The following is a 21,711-nucleotide window of genomic DNA, read 5'->3' on the forward strand; positions in this document are numbered from 1 at the left end:
AACGCATAGGCCGTTACTCCATTTTTGTGATGCGCAGCGATCTGCGAAGCATATACGTCGTAAGCGCTGCGCATCACTTGTTTCGTATTTATGTACATTCCGCTTATCGCTTATGACGCTTACCGATCGTGTAGCCCTCGTTACCGGAGCCAGCAGCGGGCTCGGACAGGAGATCTCTGAACAGCTCATTGAAGCCGGAGCCACAGTGTATGGCCTTGCACGCAGCGAAGATCGCCTGCAGGCGCTACAAGATGCGCACGGCGATGCGTTTGTGCCGTGTCCAGCCGACGTGCGCGACCAAGAGGCCGTTGAGGCGGTCTTTGAACAGATCAAGTCGGACGCCGGGCGCCTCGACATCCTGGTGAACAACGCAGGACTGGGGCGCTTTGGGCCCGTCGACGAGATGCCCGTCGACGACTGGGATGTGCAGCACGACACAAATCTTCGCGGGCTGTACATCTGCACCCGTACAGCGGTGCCCATCATGCGTGCGCAGAACGAAGAAACCGGCTTTGGCGGACACATTGTGAACGTTGCTTCGATCGCCGGACTCATTGGCAATCCGAATATTTCAGCATATAACGCCACCAAGTTTGGCGTGCGCGGATTCAGCCAGGCGCTGATGAAAGAGGTGCGCGACGCTGGAATTCGCGTCTCCTGCCTGTATCCCGGCTCTATTGAAACTGAGTTCTTTGATCGTGCGGGTGTTGATATGACCGATAACCCGCTGCGTGCCAAAGACGTGGCCGCAACCGTAATGCATGTTGTACAAGCTCCTGAGAATCACCTTATCTCCGAAGTTGTGCTACGCCCGCTTCGTCCGCGAGGGTAAGCATACGAGAAAAGATGCTCGGCAGCCGGAAGGGATGGAAGAGGGCGCGCTGGAGGCGTGCTTGGATAGCATCCGCCAAGCCCTTTACTCTTTTACGGCGTCAAAAGACTGCGTGAGCGGCGCATCCGATGCTTCAATGGCGCTGAACAGGCGCTTGGGTGTCATCGGGTAGCGCCGCTTCGTTCCGGCGCGGATGTCGAGCGTACGCTTTTCGCTTGGAAAGAGGTACTGCCAGACGAACTGCTTTGACGCCCACGGAAATTGGCGGGCGACTTCGTTGGGCAGGTCTACCGTTCCGTATCCGGCTTCAAGGTCATGATCGTGCAGGCGCCGAACGTGCTTGAGCTGCTTACGAAGCGGGTCTTGAATAGACGCAGGAAAAGAGATGGCGCGGTCAGTCGTGCCGCTGGAGCTCGACACCAGGATGCTGCGCTTTTCCACTTCTATATCGCCCACGCGCAGACGGAGCGCTTCCTTCAGGTTCAGTTCAGTGTAACATACGACAAGAGCAAGCACCTTCTCAGGCCCCTGAATGCGTGCAATAATTTTGCGCTTCTCCTTCTCAGTGAGTGTAGCCAGCCGATAGCCATCATCACAGACCGTCTGGCGGAGCAGGCGCTCATGGTAAAATACCAAGGCTTCAGCCGCGCTCTGGTAGATGCTTTCGTCAGACGAGTGACTGTCGCGCACCTTTGACAGAAAACGCTTCATGTATGCGGCTCGGGGCGTTCCGAGCCGTTCCCGCTTCAGGTAGCTCAGGTAGCCGTGAATCCACGTGCCGTACAGCGTACGCTTTCGACCGCTCAGCCCAGGCACCTGGTTGAGGTAGCGCAGCGCCGTATCGGGAGAAGCCAGCGCCTGGGTGTCGGGGGCCCGCTGCACGTCGGGAAGAGAAGTAGAACGTTCGTTCGGCTGTCGAACAACCGCTTTCGTTGGGGTGGGTGGGGAAGCAGAAAGAGAAGGTCGACTCATGGCGATCCGTTGGGCGGCAAAAATAGGTGGCAGGCTACGCTCCGTATACTTATCTATTGCTTTCTGGCATCCGTACTGCACGCCTGCACGGTAGAAAAATGAAACAACCCCTCTGACCAACCTTCTGGCTGTAAGACGTTGTCAGACTCCGTACAGTGGATGGCTGGCATCATGCTTTGAAAAGCAAGACACCTCTTCAAGTATTAATGTGGACAATATTACCTTAAAGTTTACGTATTCACCATGGTACAGGATTATGGTGTTTAAAGTCAAAGAGAAGGAGGCTACTCCACGATGCGTACCCAGCGATCCGATTTGTATTCACTACATTTTTATGATGCCGTACCAGAAAAAGAGAAATGCAGGGCTCAGTCTGCTGCTTAGGCAAATTAGGTAGGCTGGTAGGGGCATGTTGGGGATGCGGATGCTACACGACATCAACGTAAACGCCCTGCTCTTTGAGATAAGAGACGACGCGGTCGTCAACGGCCTTATCAGTAATGACACGATGAATCGCGTCGATGCCGCAGATACGCCGCAGGCTACGGAGGCCAAATTTGCTGGAGTCGGTTACAATAATCACGCGCTGCGCAGCGCGAATCATGAACTGGTTCAGGTGAGCCTCGGGGGCATTAGCCGTTGACAGGCCATGCTCCAGGTCGAAGCCATCGACCCCAAGAAAAAGCGTATCGCAGGCATACTCGCGGATCATCTCTTGCGCATAAGGCCCTACAACTGATTTCGAGGTGCGGCGCACCATGCCGCCGAGCATGATCACTTCCACATCTTCGAGGTGGGCTACCTCAAGAGCCACGTTCATTGCGCTTGTAACCACGGTAAGCTCTGATGTACCACGCAGATGGCGCGCTACCTGCGTCATCGTTGTGCCTGAAGCGAGAATGATCGAGTCGCGATCGGCGACGAGCTGTGCAGCAGCTTTCCCGATGCGCCGTTTCTCCTCTGTATGCTGGGTAACTTTCTCATCCAAAGGCCGGTCACGAACGTACGGGTCGCGCAAATTCGCCCCACCGTATGTCCGATGAAGTAAGTTGCGACCTTCGAGTTTTTGCAGATCCTTTCGAATCGTAACCTCAGATACGTCCAACCACTCGCTTAAGTCAGATACGTTTACATATCCGTGCTCTTTAAGGCGCTCCAAGATTAGCACTTCCCGCTCAGCGGGCCCGCGAGACTTATCGGACATACGACATATCAAGCTATTGAACGCAACATAACGACAGCAGCCACCGATTAGAGACTGCACAGTAGTGCCTATAATTCGGACTCATCGAAGATCCAACGCAACCCCGTTACGTAAAAGTAACACTTCATTGTTAATAAAGTGTTGACAGAAGCGCTTCCACTACCTATTCTGTGATCGGTTCGAAAGGAAACGAAAGGTAATGATCTTAACTAATCCCCGTAGCTGCGATGTCATATATTCTTGCGCTCGACCAAGGCACAACCAGCTCGCGTGCCATCATCTTCAACGAAGAAGGGCTCATTGAGACGATTGCCCAAAACGAGTTTCAGCAGTTCTATCCCAAGCCTGGCTGGGTGGAGCACGACCCCCGAGAAATCTGGTCTACGCAGGCCGGTGTTGCGGCGGAAGCGATCAGCAAGGTTGGGGCCAGCTCCCGAGAGATCGCGGGTATCGGCATCACAAACCAGCGCGAAACAACCGTCGTGTGGGATCGACGTACCGGCGAGCCGATCTACAACGCCATCGTATGGCAAGATCGCCGTACCGCCGAGTTCTGCGATTCGCTCAAAGAAGCAGGACATGTCGATCTCTTCCAGGAGAAAACCGGACTGGTCATCGACTCCTACTTCTCGGGTACGAAAGTCCGCTGGATCCTTGAGAATGTAGAAGGCGCTCGCGAAAAAGCAGAAGCCGGGCATCTCGCGTTTGGGACGGTCGACTCATGGCTGGTCTGGAAGCTCACCAACGGCGAGCTGCACATTACCGACGTGAGTAATGCATCTCGCACGCTCATGTACAACATCCGCGAAGAGAAATGGGATGACGAGCTTCTCGATATTCTGGATGTGCCGCATTCAGTGCTTCCCGACGTGCGTCCCTCAAGCGAAGTGTACGGAGAAACGGCGGGCGACATCTTCAGCACGCCTGTTCCGATTGCCGGCATCGCAGGCGACCAGCAGAGCGCGCTCTTTGGCCAGGTCTGTACACAGCAAGGCATGGGTAAAAACACCTATGGCACCGGCGCCTTCATGCTGATGAACACGGGCGACACGCCGGTGAAGTCAGAAAACGACCTGCTTACAACGATTGCCTGGAAGCTTGGCGACGAGCCCACGCAGTATGCACTTGAAGGCAGTATCTTTATCGCCGGCGCCGTCGTGCAGTGGCTGCGCGACGAGATGCGCATGATCCGTTCGGCTGAAGACGTCGAATATCTCGCCCAGAAGGTTGACTCAACCGACGGTGTCTATCTCGTGCCTGCGTTTGCCGGACTCGGGGCTCCGCACTGGGATCAGTACGCTCGGGGCACGATCGTAGGCATCACGCGCGGCACCAACGAATCACACATCGCGCGCGCCGCACTCGAAAGCATCGCCATGCAGTCGGTCGACGTGATCCGCGCTCAGGAAGCCGACTCCGGCATCCCCCTGAAAGAGCTTCGGGTAGATGGCGGCGCTACGGCCAACAACCTGCTGATGCAGATGCAAGCAAACCTGCTCGGCGTCCCGGTAGTGCGCCCAGAAGTCACAGAAACAACGGCGCTCGGCGCTGCCTACCTGGCCGGACTCGCCGTGGGCTTCTACGAAAGCGTGGAAGACATCTCAAAGCAGTGGAAAGTCGATGCACGCTTTGAGCCCGACATGGAGCGCTCCGAAGCCGAACGCAAAATGAAGCAGTGGGGACGCGCTGTTAAGCGGTCTATGAACTGGGCCAAGGAAGAATAAACCGGAAGAATAAACCGCGCGCCGCGCTCTGGCGGCCTCGTTTTCCCCTTCGCTTTTCCGTTTACTTTTAAATGCTACGCTATTATGCAACGCGACGCTGGAATTGAAGCATTAGAAGCTCACGATGGGTTGTGGGACTTCATTATCATCGGTGGAGGAGCCACCGGGCTGGGGGTAGGTATCGAGGCCGCCTCACGCGGATACGACACGCTCCTGCTCGAACAGCACGACTTCGCAAAGGCTACGTCGAGTAAATCGACCAAGCTCGTGCACGGCGGGGTGCGCTACCTGCAGCAGGGCAACATCTCACTGGTGCTTGAAGCACTCAAAGAGCGCGGCCTGCTCCAGAAAAACGCACCCCACCTGGTGCACAACCTGGCTTTTGTGGTGCCAAACTACGACTGGTGGGAAGGGCCGTTCTACGGCATCGGGATGAAAGTCTACGACATGCTGGCCGGACGCCAGAACTTCGGGCGATCGAAGCAGCTCAGCCTTTCAGATACGCTCGAACACCTGCCTACAATCGAGCCTGAAGGCTTGCGTGGGGGCGTCATCTACTACGATGGGCAGTTCGACGATGCCCGCCTTGCGGTGAACATGGCACAGACCTTTGTGGAGCAAGGCGGTGTCGCGCTCAACTACATGAAGGTAACCGGCCTCCACAAAGCCGACGACGGATACGTCAATGGCGTGCAGGCCGAGTGCCAGGAGTCGGGCACGACGCTCGACCTAAAGGCCCGCGCTGTGATCAATGCAACGGGGATCTTTACCGACAGCATCCGAAAGATGGATGACCCCGATGCCCACGATACGCTGCGCCCCAGCCAGGGTACGCATATCGTGCTTCCCCGTGAGTTCTTGCCGGGCGACACGGCTATCATGGTCCCGAAGACCGATGACGGGCGTGTGCTCTTCGCCATTCCGTGGAACGACCGTGTTGTTGTGGGCACCACCGACGAAGAAGTCGATGGGCCGTCTATGGAACCGGTACCGATGGAGAAAGAGCTCAAGTTCCTGGTCGAGCACACCGGGCGGTATCTCGTCAAAGACCCCACGCCCGACGATGTCCTCAGCGTGTTTGCAGGGATTCGACCGCTGGTCACCGATCCCTCGAAGGGGGGCGATGCCGATACCTCCGAGATCTCACGCGACCACGTGCTTCACATCTCCAATAATGGGCTCGTTACCATTTCGGGCGGCAAGTGGACCACCTATCGCAAGATGGCTGAAGACACGATCGACCAGGCCGCGACGCTGGCAAACGTAGAAGAAAAACCGTCGGTAACGGCCAACCTGCACATTCATGGGTGGCACGAGCACGCCGAGAAGTTTGGCGAGCTCTCGAAGTATGGCTCCGATGCTCCTGCACTCCAGCGCCTCATGCGCGATAACCCCGAGTGGGGAGAAGCCTACGATGAGCGCCTGCCCGTGCGGCCAGCACAGGTTGTGTGGGGCGCCCGCCACGAAATGGCTCGTACCCTCGAAGATGTGCTGGCGCGTCGTACGCGCTCTCTACTGTTGGATGCACAGGCCTCAATCGACATTGCCCCCCGGGTGGCTGCGCATATGGCCGAAGAAATGGGACACGACCAGGCCTGGCAAGATGAACAGGTCGAGGCGTTCACCGAGGTTGCGCGCAATTACCTGATGCCAACATCCTGATCAGAGACCCTGGCGGACGCGCGCTCGCTCCATCCGCACGAGCTCCCGATGCAGGTTGGGGGCTCGACGGATGTTCTTGCACGACTTCTTTGATTCAACAAAACATGTGCACGATAAGATAGGCAGACTCACGCAACGACAGAGATTGCGAGGGTTTAAGTGGCCTTTTTCTCGACCAAGCTCTCAACACCGAGCAGTCCTCAGACAATCTGCAGCCCCGGCTCGATGCGCGCATGCCCGCTTGTCTGAGTCGGATAGACGAGCCTGAGAGACCCCACTACATTCATACACAATCTGTTTGTAAATGCCATGAATGCAACTAAACCTTCTTTTTATCTGCACGCGATGCTCGGGCTTATGCTCCTGGCCGGTGTGTCGCTTACAGCCACACCGGCTCAGGCACAGGTATCGCCTGACATCGACGACTGGAGCTTCGACGTCACCGGTGCTATCCCGGTCTTTCTGAATGCATCGAACCACGAAAACTTTGGTGCCGATGGAGACGATCAGTTCTCCACCCGCGTCATGTCCGGTTTCAACCCGGGCAACATCACCTTTACGGTAACGGCGCCCGAGCAAAACGGGGTCACCGTTTCAGGACAGTTTCAGATTAACCACCACCTGCAGGGCCCCAGCGTTCAGAACGCCGGCCTGTTTGAAGGACGTGTCGCTGACATCATCATCGCGGGCGATTTCGGGACGTTTAACGTCGGAAAAGGATTTGGCATCTTTGGTGGAAGCGCCATTGCAGACATGGGTAGTGCCATGGGCGTAGGACGCTTTGGCGGCCCCGATGCTGCCGACGCTACCCTCGGGCGCATTGGCTCGGGGTACACCTACGCGAATTTCAATCCGCGCGTGATGTACACAACCCCTGATCTCGGCGGATTCACGTTTAAGCTCGGACTCATCAATCCGGAGAAGCCAGGCGGGGCAACAGACGAACTTGAGACGACCACGCCCCGCGTTGAGTCGCAGCTTAACTACCTGATTGGGTTTGACGGAGGCACGCTTGACCTGTGGGCTGGCGGACTCTATCAGAACGTAGGAATCGTACAGGGTGACGACTACGACATCACCGGATGGGATGTTGGTGCTCGGCTCAACGTTTCAGGATTTCAGCTGAGTGGTTCCTACTCCGAAACCCAGGGCATTGGGTCGGATGGTCTGATTGGATTGGGGCTTGACGTCCCCGAATCCGGCAATGGACTTAACCAAGCCGAGGCTGATGGTACTCAGTGGTATGGAGAAGCCGCTTACGACTTTGGCGGATTTGTTCTCGGGTTTAGCTACGGTGAGGGATCCCAAGATGCTACAGACAACCCGTTTGGTGGTGTACTTGATAACACCAACCAGCTGTTCATGGGCTTTGCGCGCTACATGGTAACCGACCAGCTTACGCTGATGGCCGAGTTCCAGGACTTTCAGTCCGATGAGCAGGCTGACTACAACGCCTTTATTCTGGGTGCCCAGCTTACGTTCTAACGCCCCCAGCGCTGTAATGTGTTGTGGCGAGAGCCGGAGAGGGATGGTGCCGGATAGCACGCTCTCAGCCGTGCCTCAGAAATCGACGCACGGGATAGCCCCCTTCGGCTCTCTCGCAGCACATCAGCTGTACGGCAGAGCTTTTTGCGCACTGTGATTTTCGCGGATCGGTCTGCTGCCCCCGCTCTATCCACCGTATATCCGACCCAACACTATTATGGAAGCATTACTTGAAGTAAGCTGGATTTATCTTCTCCTCGCGGCATTTGCCGGAGGGGCCTTCGGCGCGTCTATCGGAGCACTGCCTGCGTTTATCTTTACCGGGTTCATGGTTATCGCCGGTGAAGCAGGCGGACTTGGCGGCGTGACCGGCGAAATTGCTTTCGGGGCCGTCTTTGGTCCGCACATTTCCTTCGCTGGCGGCGCTGCAGCTGCAGCCTATGCCGCAAAGCAGGGCTACATGGACACCGGGTTCGACTTCCACGAAGCGAAAAACATCACCTACGCCTTCGGCACCAAAGTCGATGTGCTCGTTGTTGGAGGACTTTTTGGAATCCTCGGGCTGGTTATCACAGCCGTATCGGCTGGCTTTGCCCTTCCGTGGGATCCGATCGCGATTGCTGTTGTGCTCTCTGCACTGCTGCACCGAGCATTCTTAGGATACAGTGTCATCGGTAAAGTACACGGCAACGGCGTACTCGACATGACGCCCTTCGAGCGCGAAGAGAAAAAGCCGAGTGCCGAGGGTACGGTTGACGACCACGTGAAAAAAGCAACCGATCGCTTTGCTGTGGAGCCATGGCTTCCGCATCAGTACACCTGGGGGTCAGTCGCCTTCCTCGGTCTCATTGCGGGTATCCTGGGAGCGTTCATCGCCATTGCGACGGGAAGTCCGTTCCTGGCATTCGGCATTAGCGCAGCAAGCCTGTTCTTCCTGAACCTGGGCGTAGCCAACTTCCCGGTAACACACCATATCACCCTGCCTGCAAGCACAGCAGCGCTGGCATACATGGCGACAGTCGGTTCGCCGATTGAAAGTGCCGGTATGCTCGGTGATCTCGCTGATGGCACCGTCTTCATGGGGCTCGTGGTTGGGTCAGTGTTTGGCCTGATCTGCGCTGTGTTCGGTGAGTTCTTCCAGCGCATCTTCTATGCGCAGGGAGACACCCACGTGGATCCGCCTGCAGCGGCTATCGTGTTCGGCACGCTCCTCATCGCAGTGCTCTACTTCGCCGGCGCCTTCAGCACAGGCGTATGGGTACCGGGCACCGTCTAATCACGCCCGCTTACCGCCCAGTAGTCGCCACAGGCCTCTTCGAGGGGGCCTGTGGCGGTGCTGTTTATCCGTAGTCATTCCTTGTCAAACAAGTTCAGCTACCAGCTATGAAAAAGCTCATCAACAGCCCCGAAGATGTTGTTCGTGAATCTCTTGAAGGGATGGCTGCAGCGCATCCCGATATGATTGAGGTCCACTTCGACCCCACCTATGTAATGCGCGCCGGCGGCGTGCCCGAAGGGAAGGTAGGCCTCCTCTCGGGCGGAGGTAGCGGCCACGAGCCCATGCACAACGGCTTCGTCGGGCAGGGCATGCTCGACGCCGCCTGTCCGGGCGAGGTATTCACCAGTCCCACCCCCGACCAGATGCAGGCGGCCACCGAAGCCATCGATGCGGGGGCCGGCGTGCTGCACATCGTCAAAAACTACACGGGCGATGTCATGAATTTCGAGATGGCCGAAGAGATGGCCGAAGACAGCGGCATTGACGTGCGCAGCGTCGTGATCAACGATGATGTGGCCGTCGAAGATAGCACCTATACCGCCGGACGCCGTGGCGTGGGGGGAACGGTGCTCATTGAGAAGATATGCGGAGCCGCTGCCGAAGACGGCTACTCGCTCGACGACGTCGAGGACCTGTGCATCCACTGCAACGATGAAGTTCGTAGCATGGGTATGGCGCTTACCTCCTGTACCGTACCCACAGCAGGAGAGCCCACGTTTGACCTCGGCGAAGATGAAATGGAGATCGGAATCGGCATTCATGGCGAGCCTGGACGCAAACGCCTGGACATTGAGCCCGCCGACGCGGTCGTTGAGCGCCTCATGGAGCCCATCCTGAACGATCTGCCGTTCAAGAAGGGCGACGACGTCATTCTGTTTGTGAACAGCATGGGGGGCACGCCGCTCATTGAGGTATATCTGGCGTATCGCAAAGCAGCCGAGATCGCTGAAGCCCACGGCCTCACCGTTGCACGCAACCTGGTTGGGCCTTACATCACAAGCCTTGAAATGGCAGGCCTCTCAATCACCATGATGCGGGCCGACGAGGAGATCCTCGACCTCTGGGATGCTCCCGTCTGCACGCCGGGTCTGCGCTGGGGCATGTAGCCTCGCCTACCCGTTCTGTCGACCTGCCTCGTATCCCTCTGTTGTGTAACCGCTGTGCCTCCTATGCCTCTTACGGAAAACGACTTGCGCGCCTGGGTGCGCGCCTTTGCTGAGCGTGTATCCGAACAGCGCCAGTACCTCACTAAACTTGACTCAGCCATCGGCGATGGCGACCACGGGCAGAATCTCAACCGTGGACTCGCTCATGCCGTCGAGCAGATCAGTGGTTCTGAAGGAGATGCCAACGAAGATGCCAGTGCGGTCTTCCGGACAGTAGCGATGGCGCTCATCTCCAAAACAGGCGGGGCCAGCGGACCGCTCTACGGTACGTTCTTTATGGACGCCGGAAAAGCAGCAAAGGGATACGAGGAGTTAGACGTTGACGCCGTTGCGGCCATGTTTCGGGCCGGACTTGAAGGCGTGCAGCGGCGGGGAAAAGCCGAACCCAACGACAAAACAATGGTCGACGCGCTGCTGCCAGCTGTCAAAACGCTCGAAGCCGCCGCCGAAGCCGGCACGCCGCTCGCCGAAGCCGTAACGCAGGCTGCAGACGCTGCACAGGCGGGCATGGAAGCAACCACCCCCCTTGAAGCGCGAAAAGGACGTGCCAGCTACCTGGGAGAGCGCAGCAAAGGCCACCAAGACCCCGGTGCCACGTCGACCTACTACCTGGTTGCAGCAGCCTCAGAAGCCTGGAAAGATGTTGCCTGAGCCGCTTCTTCACCACCAGTAGCGGACTCCAGTAGCGGACTCGCACGCCTCTCTCTCAATATGTACTTTCGGATACGCCCCGTTCTCCTTCTATGGTAAGCCTGGTTCTCGTATCACACAGCCGCCCATTAGCCGAAGCGCTCGTTCCTCTGATCCGTGAAATGGCCACCGATGAGGTCGCCATCGCCATCGCTGCAGGCACCGGAGAAAACCGCGATGCCTTTGGCACCGACGCTACCGACATCATGCAAGCGATCGCGTCGGTCGACACAGGCGATGGAGTGCTGGTCTTGGGCGATATGGGGAGTGCACTGCTCAGCACCGACATGGCGCTTGAGCTGCTGCCCGACGACCTGCGCAGCCGTACGCGACTGATTTCGGCGCCGTTCGTAGAGGGGGCTCTGGCTGCAGCCATTCAGGCGAGCATGGGAAACGCGGTTGATGATGTAGCCCGTGAGGCGCGACAGGCGCTTGCCCAGAAGCAGCAGCATGTTGGCGATTCCGATGATGCGCCCGACACTGAAGAGGGGAGCGCGCCCGACGCATCGCCTGCTGTCAGCGAAGGTGCCGCCACCGGCGACTCGTACGACGATGCGCCCGAGCATACAACCGAGGTCGAGCTCACAAACCTTCATGGACTGCATGCGCGCCCGGCCGCCCAACTGGTACGCACGGCGAGTCAGTTCAGCGCAGTCGTTACCGTCAAACGGCTGGAAGACAACCGGGCCCCGGTTTCGGCAACAAGCATCTCATCGGTGTCAACGCTGGGGGCGCGCCGTGGCAACCGCCTGCAGATCACGGCGCGTGGCCCCGATGCCGAAGAAGCGCTGCAAGCCCTGAGCGATCTCATCACACACGGTTTTGACGACGACACGCCCGCCACGGAATCAGGTGGGGCCACGCCGCAGCACGAAGCCCCTGCGGATCGGTCCACGTTGCCGGATGACGGTGCCGTGGCGGGCCTCCCTGTGCATGCAGGTACGGCGGTCGCCCCGGCGGCACGGCTTCACACCGCCCTGCCTGACCTGCCTACCACACAAAACGGGTCGCCCGAAGCAGAGTGGGCCGCGCTTCAGAACGCACTGAAGCTGGTGCAGCGCGATCTGCGCATGCAAGCCCGTCGGGGTGCGCGCAACGTACAGGGCATTCTGGAGGCGCAGGCCCTGCTTCTTGAAGACGATGCCTTGCTCAGTGCCGCCCGCACACGCATCACCGAGTCGGACGAACCGGCGCCGCTTGCCTGGGCACGGGCTACCGAAGCGCTCGCCGAGGAGTATGCCTCGCTCGGCGACGCTTACATGCAGGCACGCGCCAACGACGTGCGCGATGTGGGCCGTCGGGTCGTGCTCGAACTGCTTGACGATGCGGCCGATGTGGTATCGCTGCCCGACCGACCACTCATACTCGTCGCCGACGACCTCCCCCCGTCTGTCGTGCCGCACCTCGACCCTGAACAGGTGCGCGGGGTAGTATGTACCGGCGGCAACCCAACCGGACACAACGCGATCTTGCTGCGTGGGCGCGGCATCCCTTCGGTGTTCGGGGTCGGGGCCGCGCTGCAGCACGTCGACAATAACACCCTGCTGGGGCTTGACGGCGGCACCGGGCACGTATGGGTAGACCCGCCGCCGAAGCGCGTGGAGCAGCTTGAGTCGAAACGACGCCAGGCCGATGAGCGCACGGCGGTCTATCTGGCTGAGGCGCACGACCCGGCAACAACCACAGATGGCACCGTCGTAACAGTATCTGCCAATATCAGCCACCCCAGCGAAGCGGAAACAGCCGCCGAGCGCGGGGCCGAGGGGGTGGGCCTGCTCCGTACCGAGTTCTTGTTCGGAGACACACCCGAGCCGCCCTCTGAAGAAGAGCAGCTGGAAGCCCTGAAAACAGTTGCGGCGCCGTTCAAAAAGGCGCCGGTTACGGTGCGTGCCCTCGATGCCGGGGGCGACAAGCCGCTTCCCTATCTCTCCTTCCCAGATGAAGCAAACCCGTTTCTGGGGATGCGCGGCATTCGCGTGCTCCTGCGCCACCCCGAGCTATTTCGGACGCAACTGCGCGCGGTACTTCGTGCGAGCGCATCGCACAACGTGCGGCTTATGCTTCCCATGGTAGCTACGCTAAGCGAGATACGGAAGACGCGCAGCCTGCTGCAGTCCGTGCGTGCGGCGCTCAACCACGTAGGCACGCTGTATGCAGCCAACATACCGGTTGGCATTATGGTCGAAACGCCCGCAAGCGCGGTGGCCGTTGCCCAGCTGGCATCCCATGTCGACTTCTTCAGCATCGGCACGAACGATCTGGTGCAGTATGTGATGGCTGCCGACCGCGAACATGCCGATCTTGCTGCGCTCTCAGATGCGCTCCACCCACCGGTGCTGCAGCTTATCCGCCAAGTCGTAGAGGCCGCCGGCGATCGTCCCGTGAGCATATGTGGCGAAGCTGCCGCCGACCCAGAGGCTATTCCGGTACTTGTTGGACTCGGCATCCGGAACCTGAGTGTAAATGCTGAGGCACTACCTGCTACGAAAGCGCTCATTCGTGCCCTGAGCCTGAGCGACCTGACGGCACTCGCCAAACGCGCCCTGGTGCAAGATGACGCGCCTGAGGTGCGCGCGCTTGCTCGTGAAGCCCTGCCTGCCGCATTCGCGCCGGATGAGCAGTAGAAGCACACGCTATGCATCCCCCAAATGCAGGCGGCTAAAGTGGGCTGCTAAAGTAGAAAAGAAATAGCCCGCAGCGGCTCGACGCCCGCTGCGGGCTTTATGCGTTACAGGGTATGTTGTAGGGGAGCATTCAGCCGATAGTGAGCGTGCCGGCGCCTTCTTCATGTTCGGCCCCTTCCTTCCACTCAAACTCTAACTCCAGGCTGAGCTCGGGGGTGCCACCCGATTTCGACGTTTCGCGCTCGGCTTTGACTTCGAACTCGAACCGCTCCGGAATGGTCATGTCGAGCGAGTCGCCCCCTGTAGAAAGCTGCACGACGCCATCGGCTTCGAGCTTGTCGGCCAGGGTGCGCAGGTAAGCGGCTGCCTCTGAGCGAGTAGATGCATGCTCTGACTTAAAAAGAACCTCTTCTGGCATAGGGTCACCTCATGATAGCATGATTAGAGGGGTAACGTACACGTATGAACATTTTATCCTACGGCTGGGATCCGCTTCAAAGTGCGAATATCGCTGTCCTACGCGTGAAATCGTGCTTCTAAGCGGGGCGGGCAGGCCGTTTCTCCATCGCAAGGGATCCATAACGCTGTATCAGACAGCCCCATACGATCTCAGATACAGTGCTCCGTTCCTACTGAGGAGCCACGCAAAGCGTGTGGAGCGATCTTAACGACTTGATTATGCACCTGAGTATGCGCTTGTGCATATTGATGCGTGCGTCGTCTTTATTTTGGACCTGACTTCTCTTATCCATGAGCGATTCGACCCTTGATCGCCGATCGTTTCTGAAGCGTGCCGGACTTGCCGGAGGGGCGCTGGGCCTTGGCATCGCGTCGACTGGGTGTTCCCAGTCGGCCTCTGGTGCGGGAGCTGCGGGCGTACGCGTTGCGGGCCGCGTTACAAGTAACGGCAGTGGGCTTCCAAACGTGCGGGTGACCGACGGCCTCTCGGTGGTCCAGACGGATGCAGATGGACAGTTCACGCTGCCAGCCGATGGGCGCCAGCCATACGTTTATATCTCGATTCCTGCAGGATACGCAATCCCGCAGACAGGCACAGGCACCGCACGCTTCTTTGAGCCACTGGGCGACGACCCTGAGCAGTCTGTTTCGTTTGAACTCGACCCGCTGCCTACGTCCGACACCCGTCATGCTTTTCTGGTACTGGCGGACCCGCAGACTGAAGACACGTACGAGATGGAGCGCTTCCACGGCGAAACGGTCCCGGCGGTGCAGAACACTGTGCAAGGGTTGAATGGGGCACCTGTGTTTGGCGTTGGCAACGGCGACCTGATGTTCGACAACCTGGAGCTTTTTCCGGAATACGAGCGTGCGGTAGATCGAATGGGTATTCCGTTCTTTCAGGTTGTAGGTAACCACGATCTGAACTTCGATAGCCCTGCGCATCGCGGCTCCTACGAGACCTTTCGCGACCACTTTGGCCCGGGCCACTACTCGTTCGACCGGGGCGACGTGCACTACGTGGTGCTTAACAACTCGTACTGGCCCGGCAAAGACGGATTCGGGCGTGATACCGATTCCTACTTCGGCCACATAGACGACCGCCAGCTCTACTGGCTGGCTAATGATCTGGCCACGGTTCACACAAACCAGCCGGTCGTCGTGTTTGCCCACATTCCAATGCTTGGCACGCTGTACGAGCGCCAGGGAGATGAGCGTCCCTCGCCGCGCGGCATGACGATCAACCGGTCGGTGCTCTACGAGATGCTCGATCCGTTTCCGGAAGCGCACATTATCGCCGGGCATACGCATGAGAACGAGCACCGGCGCCACGCCAACATCCATGAGCACATCGTAGGCACCGTGTGCGGCGCGTGGTGGACCGGTCCGATTACGCGTGATGGCACGCCCAACGGATACGCGGTGTACGAGGTCGACGGTACCGATATTTCGTGGCACTACCAGCCGTCGCAGCACGACGCTGACTACCAGATGCGTGTGTACGCTCCGGGAGCCGACCCGGAACGCTCCGATCAGGTGATCGCCAACGTATGGGATGCCGACGACGCGTGGTCTGTCGTCTGGTACGAAGATGGAAGCGAGCAGGGTGAGATGGAGCCGTACGTGGGGACCGACCCCCTTTCTGAAGAGCTGCATCGCGGTGACGACAAGCCCGAACGGCGTACGTGGGTTGAGCCTACACCAACGGCCCATCTGTTCGCCGCCACACCGTCGCCCAGCGCGGCTGAAGTCAGGGTCGAAGCAACCGACCGCTTCGGGCGCACCTACACCGAGACGATTGGTCTGGTGTAAGTAACCCGGCAAAAGGGAGGGCTGCCCGGCACAGGTGGTAGCCCAAACAGGCACCACGCTGCGCACAGGCAACACACTACGTAAGAGCCATCCAGGTACGAATCTGCCGATAAACGGGGTAGTCGTACAGCAGGTCGAAGTGGTTCGTATCATACATAATATGCTGGTGCGCGCGCGGCACACGTAGAGCAAGATCGGGATCGGCGTGCCGCCCCAGTGCACTATCGAGCGGGACGAGTCCGTCACCCAGCACGCGATCTTTAAGGTCGCCTCGCCGCGTGCCTGTGCTGGCTGCCATCAGGTACGTAGAGGTCTGCTCGGGCAGCGGTACCGGACGACGCGTATCCACTCCGACGACATCGGCATCGGGGTGCTGCCAGTCGGCATCGCGCAGATAGCCGTAGCGCAGGTCGGTGATGCCATCGCTGCGAATCTGGCCGAGCCGGGCCAGTGGAGCCGAGTAGGGGGAGCGCTCCAACAGAAAATCGATCCACCCGCCCCCGCGCTCGAGTGGGGCCCCATGATGGGGCGACCCCAGACAGATGAGCGGATCCAGCTTTTCGGGCCAGCTATGTCCTTTACGGCTCGCGTAGTAGATCGCGCTCCGAGCTACGAGCCCGCCCATGCTGTGCCCGATTAGCGCCAGGCGCTCCACGGGCGTGGGCCATGCTTCTACGAGCCGCTCCAGGCGTGTAGTCAGCGTCTTGCCATTGGTCGATATGTGCAACCCGGTGTTGTATCGTGCAAAAACTGACGTGGTGGGTAGGTCACGTTCCAGGGCGTGCCCGTGGTTGTGCCCGTTGCGCGTCCACTGCAGATCGCTCATGCAGAGCCCGTGGATCCACACAACCGGACGCGTTGTGGGCTCGGCAAGCTGATTGCGAAGGGCATGGGGCTGCACAGGAAGCGTCGTGCCGCCGCGCCGCAGCGCCATCGGGGTTGCGATCGGACTTCCCGTGGCAACCAGGTAGTCGCCCAGGATGCCATTCAGCGCAGCTACGACCGCGTCGCGCTGTGTTGAAGTGGGGCGCTCATCCAGAAAAGGTTCGGTACGGTCAAGCACGCGGTCCGATATTCGGGCGACCGTGTTCGTAACGCTGCGCACCGACTTGTAGACCAGCCCAGAGATGCCGCCCATGCGTTCTGCCTCTCCTCGCCTCCGAATGCCGATGCGCCGCGCAATAGCAGCATGCACCGCCTCGGTTACATCGGTGCCACCGACAACGGCGTCGGTAATCAGCCGGGTAAGGGCCCGTAGGTCCGACGGGTGCAGATGCGAGATGCGTTCTTCGTCCATGATGCTGCGGGTCCAGAAGAAAAAGCGGCGCCGATGCGGCTACTCGGCCGGGTTGGCTTCGGTCATGTTATGGAGCGCACGGATCTGGAATTGCACCATCTCCACATAATTACCGATGCCGACGCGCTCGTCAGTCCCGTGAATGCGTCCGCGATCATCGGGGGTAGCACGAATCGGGCGAAAGCGATAGATGTTGTCGGTCAGGTCCAGAAAGTGCCGTGTGTCGGTTGCAGCCACAAAGATGGAAGGGGCAATCGGAATCTCGTCAAAGGTTTCCCATATGGACCGCTTCAGGCGCTGATAGTGCACTGCCTCGGTGTCCGACACGCCCGACGCGTTGCGTGCGCCTTCCATCTTCTCAATCTTGATGTTGGGGTTTTCGATGGTCGACTCCACGTGCTCTATGACCGACTCTACGGTGTCGTTTGGGTGGATGCGAAAGTTAATGATCGTTTCGGCCCGTGCAGGCAACACGTTCGTTTTCATTCCTGCCCGGAAGATGGTCGGAGCGATGGTGGTGCGCAGCGCCGCATTCGTGTGGGGGATGCGCGACAGCTGGCGTTCAATGATCGGGCGAGCCAACCACAGGTTCGCAAGCGCGGCCCGGTACACAAATGGCAACTCGGGTGATACCGGGTCGAACGTGCTCTGCACCAGATCGGCAAAACGCCCGGGCATCGGATTATCCTTGAGCGAGCGGACAGCACGGGCCAGCTCGCCGATCGCGGTTTCACGGGGCGGCATCGAAGCATGCCCACCCTCGCGAACAATCGATAGCTCCAGCGTGACTTGGCCCTTCTCGGCTACGCCAATCATCGCCAGGGGCGACTCAATGCCTTCGATGATTTCTTCGGCGACGGGCAGGCCCTCATCGACCAGAAAGGCAAGTTCGGTGCCACGTGCTTCCAGCGTGTCGGCTACGATCGACGCGCCCTCGTGGCCCCCAACCTCCTCGTCATGATTCGCTGCAAAGTACATGGTGCGCTCCGGTTCGAATCCGGACGCGGCCAGGTACTCAACCGCTTCAAGGGTAGACATGAGGCCGCCTTTGTCATCGAGCGCCCCGCGTCCCCATATGTATCCGTCAGCAATCGCTCCGGAGTAAGGCGGGTAGGCCCATTCATCGGTCGTGTTCTCTTCGACGGGCACCACATCGTAGTGGCCCATCATCATTCCGGGTTTCAGGTCGGGGTTGGTTCCGTCCCAGCGGTAGAGCAGCGTGTACTCGTTGATGCGTTCACGCTCCAGTGTTTCGTGCAGAGCCGGATAGGCCGACTCGATAAAAGAGATCCACCCCTCAAACTCCTCGACCTCCATGTCAGCCGGATCTTGGGGCGACACGGTTCGAAATTGAATGGCCTGCGACAGCCGTTCTACAGCGGCCTCCTCATCAAAGTCATGCTGCGCAACAGGACCGATGTCGGGCACATCGTGGGAGAGCTGAACGGTTCGGAAAAGGGCAACCCCTGCAACAATAAAAAGGGCAACGACAATTGCTGATGCAACGCGTTTAATCATACAGGCGAGCAACTAATAGGCAGGAAGCGTCTAACTGGAATGCTCTGCTGCGACATGCTTACAGCGCAGTGCTACTTACAGCGCAGTGCTACATGCGCAATTGTTCGCCAGCGATACATGATCCAACACAACCGACGTTCAGCCGGGCAAAACCACGTAACAAGATCGGAAAGCACCACACTATGCTTCCAATAGGGGCTCCAACTGGCGTAATATTGCACGCCATATTGCATGTCATAATGATAGGAAGAAGGCTTCCTTCTACCGGAGCCCGGCCTGTTCTGCTGCAGCCTTGAGTGTTTCGCGCTGCGTGTCGGTCAGGTTCTCGGGGATATGCACCTCTATATGTACGTAGAGGTCGCCCGTCTCTTTCTCCGTCTGCACGCCCTGCCCTTTCAGCCGCAGCCGCTCGCCCGGCTGGGTACCTGCTGGAATGGTCACCTTAATGTTCTGACCATACGGTGTGGGGATCCGCCGGGATGTGCCCAACATCGCATCGAGCGCGGACACCGTTTCGGTGAGATGCAGGTCGTTGCCCTCGCGCCGGTAGCGCGGATGACTACCCACCTCGAACGTCACGTACAGGTTGCCCCGCTTGCCATTGGGGCCAGCAGGCCCGCGCCCGCGAAGCCGGACCTTATATCCGGATTTCACGCCTTTCGGGATGCGAAGCCGTATCGACTCGCCTGAAGGGAGTTCTACAGTCTGACGCCCCCCTTCAAGCGCTTCCTGAAACGAGAGGTGCAAGCGCGTTTCGGCATCACGCGGCTGTTGCGGACGACGTTGCCGCTGCTGCGATTGGGCGAAGGGATCCGCAGATTGTCCGGAGCCGCCGCGGAACCCCCCGCCTCCAAAAAAGCTCTCGAAGATGTCGCCAAGTCCTCCCTGGCCAAAGCCCTGGTTTATATTGACGCGCTGGCGCTGCCCGTTGCCCTGGCCAAAGCCGCGTGAGGCGCCCTGCCCTCCGAATCCGCCAAAGCGGCGCTGTGCGTCGTACTGCTGCCGCTTCTCTTTATCGGAGAGCACCGAGTAGGCCTCTTGAATTTCCTTGAAGCGCTCCTCAGCCTCCGGATCGTCGGGGTTACGATCGGGATGGTGCTTGCGTGCGAGGCGGCGATATGCTTTCTTTATCTCACGCGCCGAAGCATCTTCCTCGACGCCGAGTGTGTCGTAGTACGTGGTGTTCGGCATGATGTCGGCTCTTGCCTGTTGTGCAGTAGGCGCGTATTATGTTGCAGTATGCAATTTATGTTGCAGTATGCAATAAGGATTGAATCACATAATCCATGCCATTCCTATACGCCCCGACGAAATGACGGACTCTCGCTCGATCCAAACCGTTCTTGTTGCCAATCGCGGCGAAATCGCGATGCGCGTTATTCGTACCTGTCAGGAGCTGGGGCTGCGCACGGTGGCTGTGTACAGCACGCCCGACCGCCTTGCTCCTCATGTACGCCTTGCCGACGAAGCCTACGCTATTGGTCCGGCAGCAGCCAGCGAATCGTACCTTGATATGGAGGTCCTGCTTGACGTAGCGGCTCGAAGCGGGGCCGACGCGGTGCATCCGGGCTATGGCTTTCTGTCAGAGAACGCTGATTTTGCTGATGCCTGTGCCGATGCCGACCTGGCATTCATCGGCCCGCCTCCTCGCGCTATTCGCGCAATGGGCGACAAAACGGCAGCCCGTACTCTTATGCAGGAAGCTGGCGTGCCCATGGCACCGGGAACGCCCAATGCGGTTGAGCACGTCGAGACCGCGGCGCAGAAGGCCGAAGAAATTGGCTACCCGGTGCTTATCAAAGCAGCCGCAGGCGGGGGGGGCAAAGGCATGCGCATTGTGCGCGACCCGGAGAACTTCGCGCGCGCGATGGAGATGGCGCAGAGCGAGGCGAAGAATGCATTTGGAGACGGACGCGTTTTCGTCGAGAAGTACATCGACCAGCCGCGTCATATCGAGTTTCAGATTCTGGCTGATGCGCACGGCAACACGGTACATCTGTTCGAACGCGAGTGCTCTATCCAGCGCCGTCATCAGAAGGTTATCGAAGAAGCGCCCTCGTCCATTCTCACGCCGGAGAAGCGCGAAGAGATGGGCCAGGCTGCGGTGGCTGCTGCCGAAGCCTGCGGCTATGTGAACGCTGGAACGGTGGAGTTTCTGGTGGATGCCGACCTGAACTTCTACTTTATGGAGATGAACACGCGCCTGCAGGTCGAGCACCCCGTCACGGAAGCGATTACGGGGATCGACCTGGTGGCTGAGCAGATTCGGGTTGCGAACGGGGAGCCGCTCGGATACACGCAAGACGACCTCACGATCGACGGACATTCGGTCGAGTGTCGCGTCTACGCTGAGAACCCGGCCGAAAACTTCCTGCCCGACCCGGGTCCGCTGCTGCGCCATGCTGCGCCCTCGGGCGTGGGGGTCCGCGTAGACGCAGGGGTTGAAGAGGGGGGGGAAGTGCTTATCCACTACGATCCCATGATCAGCAAGCTCATTACGTGGGGAAGCGACCGCGACCATGCTATCCGGCGAATGCAGCGTGCCTTGAGTGAATACGAAATAGCCGGGATGCACACCACCATTCCGTTCTGTCAGTTCGCGATGCAGCACGACGCGTTCTGCTCAGGGCAGTTTTCGACGCACTTTGTAGACGAGCATTTCGACCCGGCAGCGCTCCACCCGAGCGATGCTACGTTCGACCTGTACGCAGCGCTGGCTGCTGTGGCTGAGGCGCATACGCGCAGTCAGAAAACAGACGCAAAGCCAATGGCGACACCGTCTTCCAACGGACGTCCGTGGCGACGTCGGCGCCGCCATGTGCAGTAGCGCGTAGAGTAGCGCGTCGCTTGCGCTGTGCCGCAGTTATGCAGCGGCAGTTATGCAGGCTTTTGGTGCAGCCTCCACATAGCGCTGTTGGTTACGCTTACTGCAAGTCAGGCGGGGGAGCTTCGTCGGTCCCCGGAAGGTCCGTTTCAAAGCGCGACGG

General features: G+C 59.1%; 16 protein-coding genes. 10 read left to right on the plus strand and 6 right to left on the minus strand.

Going from position 1 to position 21,711, the window contains the following annotated elements:
• Positions 1-112 precede the first annotated feature (112 nt).
• A complete protein-coding gene (locus tag PPP56_RS05150; protein ID WP_353562961.1) occupies positions 113-832 on the plus strand; it encodes an SDR family oxidoreductase in 720 nt (239 codons plus the stop codon).
• Positions 833-916: 84 nt separating this feature from the next.
• Here PPP56_RS05150 and PPP56_RS05155 read toward each other — a convergent pair whose 3' ends face one another.
• Together PPP56_RS05155 and PPP56_RS05160 are read right to left on the minus strand one after the other, a co-directional pair.
• Positions 917-1,804 carry a site-specific integrase gene (locus PPP56_RS05155; protein ID WP_353562962.1) on the minus strand — a complete coding sequence of 296 codons (888 nt, stop codon included), beginning with the start codon at positions 1,802-1,804 and terminating at the stop codon, positions 917-919.
• A gap of 427 nt (positions 1,805-2,231) precedes the next feature.
• Positions 2,232-3,008 carry a DeoR/GlpR family DNA-binding transcription regulator gene (locus tag PPP56_RS05160; protein ID WP_353562963.1) on the minus strand — a complete coding sequence of 259 codons (777 nt, stop codon included), beginning with the start codon at positions 3,006-3,008 and terminating at the stop codon, positions 2,232-2,234.
• Positions 3,009-3,235: 227 nt separating this feature from the next.
• On the opposite strand from PPP56_RS05160, the gene glpK reads away from it, so the two are divergent.
• The 7 genes from glpK (at position 3,236) to ptsP (ending at position 13,638) form a co-directional block, all read left to right on the plus strand.
• The gene (gene glpK / locus PPP56_RS05165; protein WP_353562964.1) at positions 3,236-4,732 is read left to right on the plus strand and encodes a glycerol kinase GlpK; all 1,497 of its coding nucleotides are present in this window, start codon (positions 3,236-3,238) and stop codon (positions 4,730-4,732) included.
• An 84-nt stretch (positions 4,733-4,816) separates the two neighbouring features.
• Positions 4,817-6,394 (plus strand): glycerol-3-phosphate dehydrogenase/oxidase, encoded by a 1,578-nt coding sequence (locus tag PPP56_RS05170; protein ID WP_353562965.1) that lies wholly within the window; start codon positions 4,817-4,819, stop codon positions 6,392-6,394.
• 309 nt (positions 6,395-6,703) lie between these two features.
• Positions 6,704-7,879 (plus strand): porin, encoded by a 1,176-nt coding sequence (locus PPP56_RS05175; RefSeq protein ID WP_353562966.1) that lies wholly within the window; start codon positions 6,704-6,706, stop codon positions 7,877-7,879.
• A 217-nt stretch (positions 7,880-8,096) separates the two neighbouring features.
• A complete protein-coding gene (locus PPP56_RS05180) occupies positions 8,097-9,155 on the plus strand; it encodes a DUF7973 family transport facilitator (RefSeq protein ID WP_502912550.1) in 1,059 nt (352 codons plus the stop codon).
• 107 nt (positions 9,156-9,262) lie between these two features.
• Positions 9,263-10,264, plus strand: a complete 1,002-nt coding sequence (gene dhaK / locus PPP56_RS05185) for a dihydroxyacetone kinase subunit DhaK (protein WP_353562967.1) — start codon at positions 9,263-9,265, stop codon at positions 10,262-10,264.
• Between the two features lie 63 nt (positions 10,265-10,327).
• A complete protein-coding gene (gene dhaL, locus PPP56_RS05190) occupies positions 10,328-10,975 on the plus strand; it encodes a dihydroxyacetone kinase subunit DhaL (RefSeq protein ID WP_353562968.1) in 648 nt (215 codons plus the stop codon).
• 92 nt (positions 10,976-11,067) lie between these two features.
• Positions 11,068-13,638, plus strand: a complete 2,571-nt coding sequence (ptsP, locus tag PPP56_RS05195; protein ID WP_353562969.1) for a phosphoenolpyruvate--protein phosphotransferase — start codon at positions 11,068-11,070, stop codon at positions 13,636-13,638.
• A gap of 130 nt (positions 13,639-13,768) precedes the next feature.
• On the opposite strand, the gene PPP56_RS05200 is transcribed toward ptsP, so the two are convergent.
• A complete protein-coding gene (locus PPP56_RS05200; RefSeq protein WP_353562970.1) occupies positions 13,769-14,056 on the minus strand; it encodes an amphi-Trp domain-containing protein in 288 nt (95 codons plus the stop codon).
• A gap of 332 nt (positions 14,057-14,388) precedes the next feature.
• Here PPP56_RS05200 and PPP56_RS05205 point away from each other — a divergent pair, with 332 nt between their 5' ends.
• On the plus strand, positions 14,389-15,909 hold the full coding sequence (locus PPP56_RS05205) for a calcineurin-like phosphoesterase C-terminal domain-containing protein (RefSeq protein WP_353562971.1): 1,521 nt from the start codon (positions 14,389-14,391) through the stop codon (positions 15,907-15,909).
• A gap of 76 nt (positions 15,910-15,985) precedes the next feature.
• Here the strand turns inward: PPP56_RS05205 and PPP56_RS05210 are convergent, their stop codons facing one another.
• The 3 genes from PPP56_RS05210 to PPP56_RS05220 all read right to left on the minus strand — a co-directional run bounded on the left by PPP56_RS05210 (position 15,986) and on the right by PPP56_RS05220 (position 19,915).
• Positions 15,986-17,206, minus strand: a complete 1,221-nt coding sequence (locus tag PPP56_RS05210; RefSeq protein WP_353562972.1) for a PGAP1-like alpha/beta domain-containing protein — start codon at positions 17,204-17,206, stop codon at positions 15,986-15,988.
• 39 nt (positions 17,207-17,245) lie between these two features.
• Positions 17,246-18,724, minus strand: coding sequence for a M20 family peptidase (locus tag PPP56_RS05215; RefSeq protein ID WP_353562973.1), 1,479 nt, complete (start codon positions 18,722-18,724; stop codon positions 17,246-17,248).
• A gap of 261 nt (positions 18,725-18,985) precedes the next feature.
• Positions 18,986-19,915, minus strand: coding sequence for a DnaJ C-terminal domain-containing protein (locus tag PPP56_RS05220; protein ID WP_353562974.1), 930 nt, complete (start codon positions 19,913-19,915; stop codon positions 18,986-18,988).
• A gap of 121 nt (positions 19,916-20,036) precedes the next feature.
• Here PPP56_RS05220 and accC point away from each other — a divergent pair, with 121 nt between their 5' ends.
• On the plus strand, positions 20,037-21,551 hold the full coding sequence (gene accC, locus PPP56_RS05225) for an acetyl-CoA carboxylase biotin carboxylase subunit (protein WP_353562975.1): 1,515 nt from the start codon (positions 20,037-20,039) through the stop codon (positions 21,549-21,551).
• Positions 21,552-21,711 lie beyond the last annotated feature (160 nt).

The organism is Longimonas sp. (assembly GCF_040409695.1).
In the GTDB taxonomy this organism is placed as follows: Bacteria; Bacteroidota; Rhodothermia; order Rhodothermales; family Salinibacteraceae; genus Longimonas.